Raw genomic sequence first — 14,381 nt, forward strand, 5'->3', positions numbered from 1 at the left:
CAGCGATGCGGCGCGCCCTGACTTGGGATGGGCTGCGAGGCGCAAAGCGCAGACATGGCCGTAGCCATGGCGAGCATTTGCAACGACGCAGACCGCCCAAGCCAGGGATGCGCCGCGCGCAAGGGGCTTGTTCAGCTTCGCCTTCAGGCGGTGGGTGCGGCGGCGCCCAGAATGCGGCCCGCGAGCGCCGCGATGCCCGCGTCCGACAGGTCGGGCGCTGGCATCTGCGTGCGGCCGTCCCAGTGCCGGAAATTGCGCGCCTGCGAGCGTCCGTAGTGCGGGTCGTAGTGCAGCCGCATCAGCTCGTCAAACAGCGGCGCGAGCTGCCCGCCGCGCGCCCAGCCCTGCCAGCGCGTGATGACCTCGTGCCCGTGCATTTCCACCAGCAGGCCCAGGCGCTCGCACAGCAGCGCCGGGTCATCGCCCAGATAGGCGTAGTCGCGCAGCAGGTAGGCATGGCGCTCTTCGGGGGCGGCATCGATCTCGAAGCAGGGCGCGTTGCGCAGCTGCTGCACCAGCAGCGGCGGTACCGACAGGCGCCCGATGCGCGCGCTTTCGCCTTCCACGTAGATAGTTTGCGTCAAATCCATAGCTGTCAGCGCACGCCAGATCTGCATTTCGAAGTATTTTTGTGATGGTTGTTCCACGCCGGGCAGGCTGCCGAGCAGCGAGCCCTTGTGCTGCGCCAGACCTTCCAGGTCCAGCACCTGGGCGCCCTGCGCCGCCAGCGCGTGCAGGATGCGCGTCTTGGCCGAGCCGGTGGCGCCGACGATGGCGCGGATCCGCATGCGCGGCACCAGCACTTCGAGCTGTTCGATGACGTGGCGGCGAAACGCCTTGTAGCCGCCGGCGAGCTGCTCCGCCTTCCAGCCGACGAGCCGCAGCCACTGCACCATGGCGCCGCTCCTCATGCCGCCGCGCCAGCAATACACCAGCGGGCGCCAGCCGGGTGGCTGGTCGGCGAACCGGGTGCGCAGGTGCTCGGCCAGGCGCGCCGCCACCATCGCACCGCCGACGCGGCGCGCCTCGAACGCGCCCTGCTGCGCGTGCAGGGTGCCGACGATGGCGCGTTCGGCATCGTCCAGCACCGGGCAGTTGATGGCGCCGGGGATGTGGTCCTCGGCGAATTCGGCGGGCGAGCGGGCGTCGATCAGCGTGTCGAACTGCGCGATGTCCGCGGGGCGGATGGAGTGGTTCTGGGCCAAGGGGCGAGCGGATCGGGGAGGATGCCGGTATTTTCGGTCACGTTGAAGGCGATCTCGATATGCTTCTGAAAAAGGAGCTTTGTCCGCTTTCATTACGGGCGCTGCAAGCCATTTTTGCGGGTATTTCCTCACTGTGCCCATTGGCACGGCCGCTTGGCTAGACTAGCCCTGTTTTCCAACCACGCAAGGGAATCAGTCCAGATGGCGATCACCGAACAGGATTTGCTGGCAGCGCTCGCCAGTGTGAAAGACCCGCTGTCGGGCGCCGCCTTCGTCACGCCGCAGACGCTGCGCAATCTGCAGGTGACAGGCGCTGATCTGGCCTTCGACGTGGAGATGGCCTACCCGGCCAAAAGCCTGGTGGCGCAGCTGCGCAGCCAGCTAGTGGCGGCGGCCAAGACCTTGCCGGGCGTTGCCAACGTGTCGGTGAACATCGGCACCAAGATCACCTCGCAGGTGGCCGGACGCGGTGCGCGCCAGATTCCGGGGGTGAAGAACATCGTGGCCGTCGCCTCGGGCAAGGGCGGCGTGGGCAAGAGCACGACGGCGGTGAACCTGGCGCTGGCGCTGGTTGCCGAGGGCGCGCAGGTGGGGCTGCTGGATGCCGACATCTACGGCCCGAGCCAGCCCTTGATGACCGGCACCTCGGGCAAGCCCGAGACGCTGGACGGCAAGCACATGGAGCCCAAGCGCGCCATGGGCCTGCAGATCAATTCCATTGGCTTTCTGGTGAGCGACGAGCAGGCCATGGTCTGGCGCGGGCCCATGGCCAGCAATGCGCTGGAGCAGCTCATCATGCAGACGCACTGGTACGACCTGGATTACCTCATCGTCGACATGCCGCCGGGCACCGGCGACATCCAGCTCACGCTGGCGCAGAAGGTGCCGCTGACCGGCGCGGTGATCGTCACCACGCCGCAGGACATCGCGCTGATCGACGCCAAGAAGGGCATCACCATGTTCCAGAAGGTGGGCGTGCCCATCCTCGGCATCGTCGAGAACATGGCGGTGCACATCTGCAGCCACTGCGGCCATGCCGAGCATATCTTTGGCGAAGATGGCGGCAAGAACCTGGCGCAGAAATACGGCATGCCCTATCTGGGCGCATTGCCGCTGGCGCTCTCGATCCGCGAGCAGACCGATTCGGGCAAGCCCACGGTGGCCGCCGAGCCGGACAGCGAGGTGAGCGGCATCTACAAGGCGATTGCGCGCCAGCTCGCCGCCAACATTGCCGCGCGCAGCGGCGGCGAGCAGCCGGCGTTTCCGACCATCAAGATCAGCAAAGAGACCTGATGGCCCTCAGCCCTGCTGGCGCGTGAGGCTCAGGAACTCGCGCCGCAGCGCCTCGTTGGTGAGGAACGCGCCACGCATGATGGAGTTGGTCATCTTCGCGCCGTTGTCCTTCACGCCGCGCCAGTGCATGCAGGCGTGGCTGGCCTGCATCACCACCGCCAGGCCGTCGGGCTTGACGCGGCGCTCCAGCTCGTCGGCCAGCATGGTGATGGCCTCTTCCTGAATCTGCGGGCGGCGCATGATCCAGTCGCAGATGCGCGCGTATTTCGAGAGGCCGATCAGGTCGGATTTCGGATTGGGCAGCACGCCGATCCAGACCTTGCCCTCGATCGGACACAGGTGGTGCGAACAGGCGCTGCGCACCGTGAGCGGGCCGACGATCATCAGCTGATCGAGGTGCGAGACGTTGGGAAACGCCGTGACCTGCGGCTCTGTTTCATAGCGCCCGCCGAACACTTCATCGATGTAGAGCTTGGCCATGCGCCGGGCGGTGTCGCCGGTGTTGTGGTCGCTGTCGGTGTCTATCACCAGCGCGCGCAGCACCTCCTGCATTTTGGCCTGCACTTCGTCGCGCAGCGCGTCCAGTTCGCCGTCCTCGATGAAGTCGGCGATGTTGTCGTTGGCAAAAAAGCGCTGCCCTGCGCTGACGAGGCGGTAGCGGATGCGCTCCGACGCACTTTGCGCCTGTGCTTCACCTTCGTGGGCGTTGGCTGTGGGTGACACGTGCATGAGCATTTCGGGTTCCTCCAGAAGTATTGGTAACGGCCCTGTCGGCAGCGCCCGGCTTACGCACGCGGGCTGTCGCTGCCCACGCCGTGGCGGTAGACCAGCTGTGCGCCCAGCCATCCGCCGGCCACCAGGGTTGCGAAACCGATGGCATCCAGCACCAGGGAGGTTGTGTCGGGTGCCAGTGGTTGTGTTTGTTCGATGCGCAGCAGCAGGCGCGTTGCGAACAACGTGAACGCGGCCAGCATCAACCCCATGTGGAGGTTGACGGTGCGCTGCGCCCGGCCTTCGGGTACGCGCGGGATTTCGGCCATGCCAGCGATCACCGCGACCAGGGCGATGAGGCAGCCGGCGGTCAGCAAGCCCGCCGACCAGTGCCAGGCGGCCTCGCCCCATCGCAAGCTGGCGAAGTCGGCGACCACGGCCAGCGTCCAGCAGGCAATCGGAAAATGCACCAGCGCGGGATGCAAGGGATGGCGGCTCATTTCAGTTCAGCAGCAGGCTGGCCAGCGTGAGAAAACCGCAGAGGGCGACGCTGGCGTGGATGATCACGATGATTTTCGGCGGCAGGCGGTTGCGCAGATGAAACGACACCAGAAAGAATCCGCCCAGCGCCGCCGCCAGCAGCAAGACCAGGGCATACAGCACCTGCGGCGGGGTGTCGCCTTCGATCAGCATGGCAATCAGCAGCGCGAGGCTGGTGGTGCCGAGCAAGGCATGCAGCGGCGAAAGCGTCCAGGGCGCGAATTTGCCGCGCAGCACATGGGCCGCCAGGACGGAGCCGAGCAAGGCCGTGATCAGCAATGCGGCGAGGGTTTGATAAAGCATGGCGGGTCTTCGATCGGGTGGTTTTACCGCAGGTCCGGATTGGCTCTCCGTGCAGAATGTTATTGCATGTAACACGATTGATCGTCTCCGCGCCATTGGATGCGGGCCGCTCGCATCCTGTTTCATGGCCGCGTGGAACAATCGCCGGCGCTGCGCGCGCGCCATGGTTGCGCACGGCCGCTGCAATGGCCCACGGAGGGGATTGTGTTGAAACCATCGTTATCAGCCATCGGCTTCGCCGTGCTGCTGCTGATTGCCTTGCTCATGGCGAGCAACCATGTGGCCGCGCGCCTGGCGTTCGACCATGGCGTGAATGTCACCACCGCGGTCGCGTTTCGCAGCCTGGGCACGGCGGCAGCCGTGGGGCTGCTGGTGCTGGGCCAGCGCGTCTCGTTGGTCTTGCGCACGCGCGAGCGCTGGGCGCTGGTGCTGATCGGGCTGCTGGTGGCCGTGCAAAGCCTGCTGCTGTATTCGGCCGTGGCACGTCTGCCGGTGGCTTTGGCGCTGCTGGTGTTCAACACCTTTCCCCTGATGACCGCGTTCTGGGCGCGCGTGCTTTACCAGCACCGCCCGCAGCGGGCCGTGCTGCTGGCGATGCCTTTGATTCTCTGCGGCCTGGTGCTGGCGCTGGATGTGCTGGGCGCCGCGTCGGGCCTGGGCGCTGGCGGGCAGTGGCGCGCGATGGGCACGGGCGTGGCCTTTGCGCTTTCGGGCTCGGCCATGTTCGGCCTGGCGCTGGTGCTGACGCAGCATGAAGCCGGCGCTGTCGATGGGCGGGTGCGGACCCTGATTTCGATGGCGGTCGTCGGGGTGGTGGCCAGCGTGGCCGCCGGGCTGCAAGGCGGGTTTGCTCTGCCCGTGGCGCCGCAAGGGTGGTGGGGCCTGGGTCTGCTCATGGTTTTGTATGGCACCGGCATCACGCTGCTCTTTACGGTCCTGCCGAGGCTGGGTGTGGTGGGCCATTCAGCGGTCATGAACGTCGAGCCGGTGTTTGCCCTGGCCATTGCCTGGCTGGTGCTGGGCCAGTCCGTGGCGGCGGTGCAGATCGCCGGCGCGCTGGTGGTGGTAGGCACCGTGGTATGGCTGGGCACGCGCAGGCACTGACGGGTGACGGGTACGATCGCGGCCAAGGAAGGAAGCAGCATGACTGACAGCGATAGCGCTCCCGGCCAGACGCCGGAAACCCCGGACGGCAGGACACTGGACGCGCTGGAAATGGCCCTGGAAGCCATGGATGAGCGGCGGCCGGGCGAAGTGCCGCAGTGGGAGTTTTGCGAAGGGGTGATGACGGCGATGCTGTGCATGCGCCGCGTCGTGCCTGCCGAAGAATGGCTGCCCATGCTGTTCGATGCCGACGCAGACGACATCTTTGCCAGTCCGGCAGAGCGCACGCATTTCCTGATGCACTGGATGGAGCGCGAGGCGCAATTGCGCGCTGCACTGCAGGCACCGGTAGAGGCGCTGGAGGAGGAGGGCGCGCTGGAACCAGGGGTACTGGATTGGCGCGGGCTTGCCGCCACGATTTCGCAGGAGGAGCGTGAGCAGGCCTTTGGCGGCGGCAAGCCGCCCCCGTTTGCGCAGGCCTGGGCGGGTGGTTTTTTCAGCGCCGTGGACTATTGGCCCCACGACTGGATGCTGCCGCGCGACAAGGAAATCGCCGCCGACATGCGCCGCGCCATGGGCGCGCTGCGTGCCCTGCTGCAGGAAGACCGCGCGGCGCCGACGGTCAATCTCTACGATGAAACGGGAGACCCTTCCGTGAGCGACGCGCGTCTGGAGGCATTCGGCGAGGCGATCTGGGCGGTGTACGACCTGTACGACACCGCCCTCAGCCTGGGGCCGCGCATGCGGCCCGCCGTCAGCGAAAAAATCGGCCGCAACGACCCATGCCCCTGCGGCAGCGGCAAGAAATACAAGAAGTGCTGCGGCGCCTGACCGGCTGGCGGCGGCGTCTGGCCTGCGTTCGCAAGCCAAAAAAAACCCCCCCAGGCGGCGGGGCAGGAGGTGCGCAAGAGAGTGGGCTGGCCGGGCTACTTCAGCAGTTTCCAGTCGCCATTGACAATTTCCACCAGTACCACGCCCTGCTCGTCCAGGCCGTTGTGCTCGGTCGGCGTCATGGTGTAGACGCCGCCGGCGGCGGGCACGTTCTTCAGGCCTTCCAGCGCATCACGCAGCGCGGCGCTGAAGGCCTTGCGGTCGGCCGGCTTGGCGCTTTTGAGCGCGACGGGGATGGCCTGCTCCAGCAGCACGCCCGAGTCCCAGGCGTTGGCGCTGAATTGCGTGAGCGTCTTGGGGCCGTAGGCGCCTTCGTAGGTGTTGGCGTAGCGCATGGCGGCCGCCTTGAACGAGGCGGTTTCGGGCAGTTGCTGCGCCACCAGCCCGGGGGCTGCGGCAACGATGGTGCCGTTGCAATCCGCGCCGCAGATGCGGATGAAATCCGGGTTGGCCACGCCGCCGCTCTGGTAGAGCTTGCCCTTGTAGCCGATCTGGTTGAAGGAGCGCTCGGGCAGGGCCGCCGCCGTGCCCGACGCGCCGATCATCACCGCATCAGGATTGGCGGCCTTGATGTGCAGCGTTTGCCCCGTGACCGAGGTGGCGGCGCGGCTGTAGCGTTCGCTGGCAACAAGTTCGATGCCGGCGGCCTTGGCGGATTCCGCAAAGTTCACCGCCCAGTCTTCACCGAACGCGTCGTCAAAGCCGATGTAGGCGGCCTTCTTCACGCCGTTGGCCTTCATGTGGGTGGCAATCGCCGAGGCCATGAGCGCCGTGGAGGGCGCCGTGTTGAAGACCCAGCGGCGCTTGTCATCCATGGGGAAGACGATGGAGCGCCCCGCCGCCACGGAAATTTGCGGCACGCCGGCATCGGCCAGCGAGTCGCGCATGGCCAGCGAGCTGGGCGTGGTGCTGGCGCCGATGATGGCATGCACGCCGTCTTCGATGATCAGCTTCTTGGTGACCTTGACGGCGCCGGTCGGGTCGGAGGCGTCGTCCAGGATGATGTACTGCACCTTCTCGCCGCCGATTTCCTTGGGGAAGAGCTCCACGGTCTTCTGCTCCGGAATGCCCAGCGACGCGGCCGGGCCGGTGGTGGAAAGCACCACGCCGATCTTGATCTGCGCCTGGGCACTGGCGGCTGCCAGAGCGATGGCGGCCAGCGCGCATGCGCCGCGCAACAGTTGTGTGTATGTCATTGTCGTCTCCTGGGTTGTCTGCGGACGTTGTCGTTCCCGTCGCCGTCCCGCGGCGGGGGATGGATTACCTTAGCTGAGCGTGGTCAGCAGATAAATGGGAATCTGGCGAACAAAATGTCCATGAATGTGGACAATCGCCGCCTTCAGGGCAGCAAAGTGAAGCCCGATTCATAGCGCGTCTTGCCAGTCGATGCCAACACCATCTGCAGGAAGCCTATCGCCTCCAACTGCTTCGAGCGCGGCAGGGGGCCGGCGTCGATGGCGCGCAGCCCCGCTGCCTGAAGAAGGTCAGCCAGCGCGATCTTCCCCTCGGCGTCGTCTCCGGCGAACAGAACCGTCGTCGCCGTGGTGCCATTCGTGCGGGTGATGAGCGTGTCGGCGAGGTTGACGTTGAACGCCTTCAGGACGGCGACATCTGCGGGGAGCTGCCGGGCCAGTTCCAGCGCGGTGGAGGTGCCGATCAGAGCCTCCGGCTGCTCGTAGGTGCTGAAATCAATGGTGTTGGAGATGTCGATGACGACCTTGCCGCCCAGCCGGTCCCGGTAGTGTTTCAGGATGTTGGGATAGGCGCTGTAAGGGACCGCGAGGACGACGAGATCCCCCGTCAGATCGTCGCCGAGCGCCGCATAGGTGGCCTCCGGGTGGTCTCCGGTGGGTTTGGCACTGCGATTGACGATCTGAATGCTCGCGCCGGCGCGCGCCGCGATGTCCGCGATCGCCGAACCCATCTTGCCGCGGCCAATGATGCTGATCGATGTCATATGCGTTAAATCCTCTTGAATCGTTCGAGTGCCTTTTCGGCGACTTTCAGTGCGTCGTAGTCGAAAACGGCAGCCCTGCGAAAATCGCGTCCGGACGTGATGTCGACGTCGCGCTTGTGGGTGTTGGTGAACTGGAACTGCGAGTCGAACATCGCGCCGGCCCGGCGTGAGCCCACCTGCAGGATCGTCGCCCGCTGCATGCGAACGGCGGTGTAGCGCCTGAAGGCTTCGGGAATTTCACTGACGCTTTCGGCCTGCTTGAGGAAAAAGGCCAGCGTGATGCTGTCCTCGAACGCTTGGTTCACCCCCTGGCCCTGGTGCGGCACCATGCAGTGGGCGGCATCGCCCAGCAGCGCGATCGGCCCGCGCGACCAATTGGTGATCGGATCGGTATCGAACAGACCCCACCAGAAGGTTTCCTTGATCTGTGCAAGGAATTGGTGAACCCTAGGGTCCCATTTCTGGCGCGCGAATTCGGCTTGAACTTCCGCGATGTCCGCGGGGCCGGACCAGGGGCCCTTGAGCGGCCGGTCGCTGGGGATGCAGGCGACGTAGTTGTACAGCTTGTGCTGCTGCAAGGGGTAGGTCATCAGGTGCCGGTCGTTGCCCATCCAGGTCTGGCTGATCCGGTTCCAGTCCCTGGGCAGATCGGACGCATCGATCACGCCCCGGTACGCGATGAAGCCGGAGTAGACGAATCTGGTGGGCTGGCCCACCGCCTTGCGCACCACCGAGCGGATACCGTCTGCGCCTATGACCGCATCGAAGTCTTCCTGCTCGCCGTTTTCGTGGTGAACGCGCACGCCAGCGCCCGCCATCTCGACCGACTTGACCCGCTGGTTGAGCCGGATCGCCTCGGGGTCCACGGCCTGGGCCAGGATGTCGATCATGTCCGGCCTGTATATGCCGATGTTCTGGTAGTGCTTCGCCGAGTCTTCCCAGGCCGCATCCGTGACGACGTTCCCCATGGCATCCAGGTAGGCACCGTGCCCGTCTGGAATCGCCCCGGCGCGCTGCATCGCTTCCAGCAGCCCCAGTGTGTCGAGCACGCGGGCGCCGTTGGGCGCGATCGTCACCCCCGCGCCCACCTCATCGTGCTTGTGGGATTGCTCGAACACGGTGGCTTGAACCCCCGCGATCTTTTTCAGTGCAATCGCTGCGGCGAGCCCACCCAGCCCTCCGCCAATGATTGCAATCCTCGCTGCCTTGCCTGCCATTTGATCTCCTTTACGGGTTCACGCGCATGGTCCGCCGTTCCAGGCCGCTGCTTGCCAGCGGCCCTTGGTGAACATGGCGGCGGTATCTTGGGTGCCGATGGCGGCGTTTTCCTCGCACCGCCAAGCATGCAGCCTGCAGTCTAGGAAGATGGCGGTGCGCGATCAACCGGGTATGGGCGGACAGACTGTTCAACAGTTCGGATAATCGTTGTGATGAACTGGAATGACTGTGAAATTTTCTGCCACGTGGTCGAGCATGGCGGCTTTTCTGCCGCCGGCAATTACCTCGGGCAGCCCAAGTCCAGCATCAGCAGTGCCGTGCAGCGCCTGGAGGAGGAACTGGACACGCGACTGCTGGAGCGCACCACGCGCAGCGTGCGCGTGACCGAAGCTGGCGACATCCTTTACCAACGCACCGCGCACCTGTTCACCCGCCTGCGCGAGGCCTGCGACGAGACGCTGACCTCGGGGCGCGTGGTGGCCGGCACGCTGCGCATCGCCGCGCCCTATGAGTTCGGCGCCCACCATGTCGGGCCAGTGGCCTGCAGGGTGATGGCGGCCTTCCCGGAATTGCAGGTGCATATCGAAGTCGAGCACCGTCCCATCAACCCGCTCACCGAGCCCTACGACATCGTGTTCGCCATGCTGGAGAGCCCGCTGCCCGCGTCCACGGTCGTCATCCGGCGCATGTTCTCGCTCGAACGCGGCCTGTTCGCCGCGCCGGAACTGGTGCAGACCCTGGGCCAGCCGCGCTCGCCGGACGACCTGCGGCAGTGGCCGCTGCTGGCCAGCACGGTGGACACCCAGTGGTCGTTTGCCGACCACCATGGCATCGACCACCACGTGCCGATCAAGGCGCCGCGCATCGTCAGCAACAACGCCGACTTCCGCGTGCAGGCGGCCGTCGCCGGGATGGGTGTGACGCGCGTCACCGCGACCTTCTGCGCGCCGCAACTGGCCGGTGGCACGCTGGTACGCCTGCCCATGCCGGGCTATGCCTGCGAGCCGCTGCGCGTCTATGCGCTGCTGCCGGGCAAACGCCTGGTGCCCGAGAAGGTGCGTCACTTCCTCGACGCGCTGGCCGCCTACGCGCGCACGCAGCGCTGAAGCGGCGGCGATTGTCCAATTTCACGGACATTTTGTTCGCGCGATCCGGATGCCTTGCGCAGCGCAACCCTGCCTAGAATGCACCGGTGCGGCAACCGGGGGCGCGCCCGGAATCTTTCGCGAGGGCGGGTTGCCGGCCGCGCCTGCCGAACGGGCGCTGGGCCTTTGAGCGGCCTTTGGCGGCAACAACCGGCCGCCCGGCAACAGGCGCGCTGCCACGTTTGCGCAATCCGGCTTGTGGCGCGGCGGGGGTTCGCCGATACTGCAGCCTTGGAATCCGCAGGGCGTTCGGCCGGAAAATACATGAATTTTCCTATAAATTCGGGCTTGAATCATCGGGTATTTACTGATATTCAATAACTATTTGATCGGCTATAAACGCGGGTTTCGTATTCCCCGGACAGAGGCGGCCGTGCGGCCGCGTTTTCATCAAGTTGCAAAGGCGGTGTGGCATCCATGGATTTACAGATTGCTTTGATGCTCGGGCAGGACGGGATGGTCAATGGCGCCATCTACGCCCTGATGGCGCTGGCGCTCGTGCTGGTGTTCTCGGTTACACGCGTCATCCTCATTCCGCAAGGGGAGTTCGTCACCTACGCGGCGCTGTCGATGGCGGCCATTCAGGCGGGCAAGCTTCCATCCATCGTCTGGCTGCTGATCACGCTGGCGGTGCTGGTGCTCATCGTGGAGACCTGGCGCCACAGCCGCGGCGTGCGGGTGGATTGGAAATCCACCGTGGTCTGGGCCGTGGTGGTGCCGGCGATGGCGGCGGCGCTGGTGTTTGGCCTCAAGCCCCAGAGCGGCTGGCTGCAGGCGTTGGTGGTTTTTGCACTGATCACGCCGATGGGGCCGCTGGTGTACCGGCTGGTGTTTCGCCCGTTGGCGCATGCTTCGGTGCTGTTCCTGCTCATCGTCGCGGTGGCGCTGCATCTGGTGATGGTCGGTCTGGGGCTGTATTACTTCGGTGCCGAAGGCTCGCGCACCAATGCCATCTGGGATGCCTCCTGGGATCTGGGCGGAGTGCCGGTGAGCGGCCAGTCGCTGGTGGTGGTGTTCACGGCCATCGTGCTCCTGATCGCGATGTTCTGGTTTTTCGGCCGTTCGATCATCGGCAAGGCGCTGCGCGCCACCGCCATCAACCGGGTGGGCGCGCGCCTGATGGGCATACCGACCGATCTCTCGGGTGATGTCTGCTTTGCGCTGGCGGCGCTGATCGGGGCCGCCTCGGGCATCCTGATCGCGCCGGTCACCACGATCTACTACGACACCGGCTTCCTGATCGGTCTCAAGGGCTTCGTGGCGGCCATCATCGGCGGGCTCACGGGCTATCCGGGCGCCGTTGCCGGCGCCGTGCTGGTGGGGCAGCTCGAATCCTTCTCCTCGTTCTGGGCCAGCGCCTACAAGGAGGTGATCGTCTTCACGCTCATCATCCCGGTGCTCTGGTGGCGTTCGCTCAATACCCGCCACGTGGAGGACGAGGAATGACCAACCGTCAATGGACCTGGCTGGCGATTGCATTGCTGGTCATCGCCTGGCCGCTGCTGTCGCCGTTCAACGTCACGCTGCTCAACTACATCGGCCTGTACGCCATGGTGGCCGTGGGCCTGGTGATGCTCACCGGCGTGGGCGGCATCACCTCCTTCGGCCAGGCGGCCTTCGTCGGCCTGGGAGCCTATGCCACGGCATGGATCTGCACCTCGCCGGTGGCGGCGCAGGCGCTGTCCTGGGTGCATCCCGACGTGCTGCCGTGGCTGGGGCTGGTGCTGGGGCTGATCGTCACGGGCGTGATCGCCTGGGTGCTGGGCGCGGTGACGCTGCCGCTCTCGGGCCACTTTCTGGCATTGGGCACGATCGCCTGGGGCCTGAGCCTGTATTACATCTTCGGCAACCTGGAAGGTCTGGGCGGCTTCACCGGCATATCCGGCATCCAGGCACTGTCGATAGCCGGCTACGAGCTGACCTCGCCGCGGCTGTTCGGCATCATCATCTGGGTGGTGCTGCTGCTGGGCATTTGGGCGATGAACAATCTGCTCGATTCGCGCGAGGGCAGGGCGATCCGCGCGCTCAAGAGCGGTCGTGTGATGGCCGAATCCATGGGCGTCGATACCTCGCGCCAGCGCATGAAGCTGTTCCTGCTGGCGGCGCTGCTGGCCGCCATTTCGGGCTGGCTCTACGCGCACCTGCAGCGCTTCGTGAACCCCACGCCCTTCAGCCTGAACATCAGCATCGAATACCTGTTCATGGCCGTGGTCGGCGGCTCTGGCCACCTCTGGGGCGCGGTGCTGGGCGCCACGCTGATCACGCTGCTCAAGGAGCAGTTGCAGGATTTGCTGCCCCAGTTGCTGGGCAGCAGCGGCAATTTCGAAGTGATCGTCTTCGGCATCCTGATGCTGCTGATCCTGCAGCGTGCGGCGGACGGCATCTGGCCACTCATCACCGCGCGTACCAGAGGCTGGGTCAAGCCTGCCGCCGCGGCGGCGGCAAGTGCCCACGTCACGCAGGCCGTGCTGGCGCGGCGCAAGCTGCCACCGGTCGGGCAGGTGGTGCTGAACGCCACGCAGGTGACCAAGCGCTTCGCCGGTCTGGTGGCCAACGATGCGGTGGACCTGGACGTGAAGGCGGGCGAGGTGCATGCGCTGATCGGCCCCAACGGCGCCGGCAAGAGCACCTTCTTCAACATGATCTCGGGCGTGGACGACCCCACCTCGGGCAGCGTGACGCTGATGGGCCAGTCCATGGCGGGCAAGCCGTCGCGCGCCTTCGCGGCACTGGGCATGGGCCGCACCTTCCAGCACGTGCGCCTGCTGGGCCAGCGCAGCGTGCTGGAAAACGTCGCCCTGGGCGCGCACCTGCGCGGCAGGAAGGGCTGGGTCGCCGCCATGCTGCGCCGCGACCGCCATGAAGAAGCGGCGCTGCTGGCCGAGGCGCGCAAGCAGATCGAGCGCTGCGGCCTGATGAGCTACATCGACACCCCCGCGGCCTCGCTGCCGCTGGGCCAGCAGCGCGTGGTCGAGATCGCCCGCGCGCTGGCGGCGCAGCCCACCATCCTGCTGCTCGATGAACCGGCCGCGGGCCTGCGCCACCTGGAGAAGCAGGCGCTGGCCGATTTGCTCATCCAGTTGCGCGGCGAAGGCATGGCCCTGCTGGTGGTGGAGCACGACATGGAATTCGTGATGAACCTGGCCGACCGCATCACGGTGCTGGAATTCGGCAAGGTGATCGCGCTGGGCAACCCGGCCGAGGTGCAGGCCAACCCGCGCGTGATGGAAGCCTATCTGGGCGTGGAAGATACCGAAGGAGCCCCGGCATGAGTACCACCGCGCTGCTGCAATTGAAGGGTTTTTCCGTCTCCTATGGCCCGGTGGAGGCGGTGCACCAGATCGATCTGACCGTGAACGAGGGCGAGATCGTCACCGTCATCGGCCCCAACGGCGCGGGCAAGTCCACGCTGCTCAATGCGGCCATGGGGCTGCTGGGCTCGCGCGGCGAGCTGCAGTTCGAGGGCAAGAGGGTTGATCGCCCGTCGGTCGAGGCCATGGTCGCGCATGGCGTGGGCTTGGTGCCCGAGAAGCGCGAGCTGTTCGGCGAGATGTCGGTCGAGGACAACCTGCTGCTGGGCGGCTTTGCGCGCTGGCGCCGCGGCCAGCGCGATCAGGCGGAGCGCATGGAAGAGGTGTTCGCGCTGTTCCCGCGCCTGAAGGAGCGCCGCGCGCAGCTGGCGGCCACGCTCTCGGGCGGCGAGCGCCAGATGCTGGCGATCGGCCGCGCGCTGATGGCGCGCCCGCGCCTGCTGATGCTCGACGAGCCCTCGCTGGGCCTGGCGCCGCTCATCGTGCGCGAGGTGCTGCAGATCGTCGCCTCGCTGCGCGGCATGGGGGTTTCGGTGCTGCTGGTGGAGCAGAACGCGCGCGGCGCGCTGCAGGTGGCTGACCGCGGCTACGTGCTGGAGATGGGCGCGGTCGCGCTCAGCGGCGAGGCGAGCATGCTGATGAGCGACAAGCGCGTGATCGAGACCTACCTCGGCGCGGGCAAGAAGGCGGCCTGAGGCAGTAC

General features: G+C 66.1%; 14 protein-coding genes. 7 read left to right on the plus strand and 7 right to left on the minus strand.

The window, feature by feature from the left end; genetic code table 11:
• Positions 1–143 precede the first annotated feature (143 nt).
• Positions 144–1,205 (minus strand): tRNA 2-selenouridine(34) synthase MnmH, encoded by a 1,062-nt coding sequence (gene mnmH, locus K320_RS0112350; RefSeq protein ID WP_024539151.1) that lies wholly within the window; start codon positions 1,203–1,205, stop codon positions 144–146.
• 201 nt (positions 1,206–1,406) lie between these two features.
• Here mnmH and apbC point away from each other — a divergent pair, with 201 nt between their 5' ends.
• Complete coding sequence (gene apbC, locus K320_RS0112355) at positions 1,407–2,498, plus strand: iron-sulfur cluster carrier protein ApbC (protein ID WP_024539152.1); 1,092 nt, start codon at positions 1,407–1,409, stop codon at positions 2,496–2,498.
• Between the two features lie 6 nt (positions 2,499–2,504).
• On the opposite strand, the gene folE is transcribed toward apbC, so the two are convergent.
• From folE to K320_RS0112370, 3 genes are read right to left on the minus strand one after another with little or no spacing between them, the layout of a single operon-like run.
• Entirely contained in the window at positions 2,505–3,227 is a 723-nt protein-coding gene (gene folE, locus K320_RS0112360) for a GTP cyclohydrolase I (RefSeq protein ID WP_024539153.1), read from the minus strand.
• Between the two features lie 56 nt (positions 3,228–3,283).
• Complete coding sequence (locus K320_RS0112365) at positions 3,284–3,709, minus strand: DUF2231 domain-containing protein (protein WP_024539154.1); 426 nt, start codon at positions 3,707–3,709, stop codon at positions 3,284–3,286.
• 1 nt (position 3,710) lies between these two features.
• Positions 3,711–4,052, minus strand: a complete 342-nt coding sequence (locus tag K320_RS0112370) for a hypothetical protein (protein WP_024539155.1) — start codon at positions 4,050–4,052, stop codon at positions 3,711–3,713.
• Between the two features lie 207 nt (positions 4,053–4,259).
• Here K320_RS0112370 and K320_RS0112375 point away from each other — a divergent pair, with 207 nt between their 5' ends.
• Together K320_RS0112375 and K320_RS0112380 are read left to right on the plus strand one after the other, a co-directional pair.
• Positions 4,260–5,156, plus strand: coding sequence for an EamA family transporter (locus K320_RS0112375; RefSeq protein ID WP_024539156.1), 897 nt, complete (start codon positions 4,260–4,262; stop codon positions 5,154–5,156).
• A gap of 39 nt (positions 5,157–5,195) precedes the next feature.
• A complete protein-coding gene (locus K320_RS0112380; RefSeq protein ID WP_024539157.1) occupies positions 5,196–5,987 on the plus strand; it encodes a YecA/YgfB family protein in 792 nt (263 codons plus the stop codon).
• Positions 5,988–6,082: 95 nt separating this feature from the next.
• Here K320_RS0112380 and K320_RS0112385 read toward each other — a convergent pair whose 3' ends face one another.
• The 3 genes from K320_RS0112385 to K320_RS0112395 form a co-directional block, all read right to left on the minus strand.
• On the minus strand, positions 6,083–7,243 hold the full coding sequence (locus K320_RS0112385; RefSeq protein WP_024539158.1) for an ABC transporter substrate-binding protein: 1,161 nt from the start codon (positions 7,241–7,243) through the stop codon (positions 6,083–6,085).
• 143 nt (positions 7,244–7,386) lie between these two features.
• A complete protein-coding gene (locus tag K320_RS0112390) occupies positions 7,387–8,004 on the minus strand; it encodes an NADPH-dependent F420 reductase (protein WP_024539159.1) in 618 nt (205 codons plus the stop codon).
• A 5-nt stretch (positions 8,005–8,009) separates the two neighbouring features.
• Complete coding sequence (locus K320_RS0112395; RefSeq protein WP_024539160.1) at positions 8,010–9,221, minus strand: FAD-dependent monooxygenase; 1,212 nt, start codon at positions 9,219–9,221, stop codon at positions 8,010–8,012.
• Between the two features lie 213 nt (positions 9,222–9,434).
• On the opposite strand from K320_RS0112395, the gene K320_RS0112400 reads away from it, so the two are divergent.
• From K320_RS0112400 to K320_RS0112415, 4 genes are all read left to right on the plus strand, one after another.
• Positions 9,435–10,328 carry a LysR family transcriptional regulator gene (locus K320_RS0112400; RefSeq protein ID WP_024539161.1) on the plus strand — a complete coding sequence of 298 codons (894 nt, stop codon included), beginning with the start codon at positions 9,435–9,437 and terminating at the stop codon, positions 10,326–10,328.
• Positions 10,329–10,784: 456 nt separating this feature from the next.
• Positions 10,785–11,813: a branched-chain amino acid ABC transporter permease gene (locus K320_RS0112405; RefSeq protein WP_024539162.1), complete on the plus strand. Its 1,029-nt coding sequence runs from the start codon at positions 10,785–10,787 to the stop codon at positions 11,811–11,813.
• On the plus strand, positions 11,810–13,639 hold the full coding sequence (locus K320_RS0112410) for a branched-chain amino acid ABC transporter ATP-binding protein/permease (RefSeq protein ID WP_024539163.1): 1,830 nt from the start codon (positions 11,810–11,812) through the stop codon (positions 13,637–13,639). Before K320_RS0112405 ends, K320_RS0112410 begins: the two co-directional genes overlap by 4 nt.
• Positions 13,636–14,373 carry an ABC transporter ATP-binding protein gene (locus K320_RS0112415; RefSeq protein ID WP_024539164.1) on the plus strand — a complete coding sequence of 246 codons (738 nt, stop codon included), beginning with the start codon at positions 13,636–13,638 and terminating at the stop codon, positions 14,371–14,373. Before K320_RS0112410 ends, K320_RS0112415 begins: the two co-directional genes overlap by 4 nt.
• Positions 14,374–14,381: the final 8 nt, after the last annotated feature.

The organism is Comamonas badia DSM 17552 (genome assembly GCF_000484635.1).
In the GTDB taxonomy this organism is placed as follows: Bacteria; Pseudomonadota; Gammaproteobacteria; order Burkholderiales; family Burkholderiaceae_C; genus Comamonas_C; species Comamonas_C badia.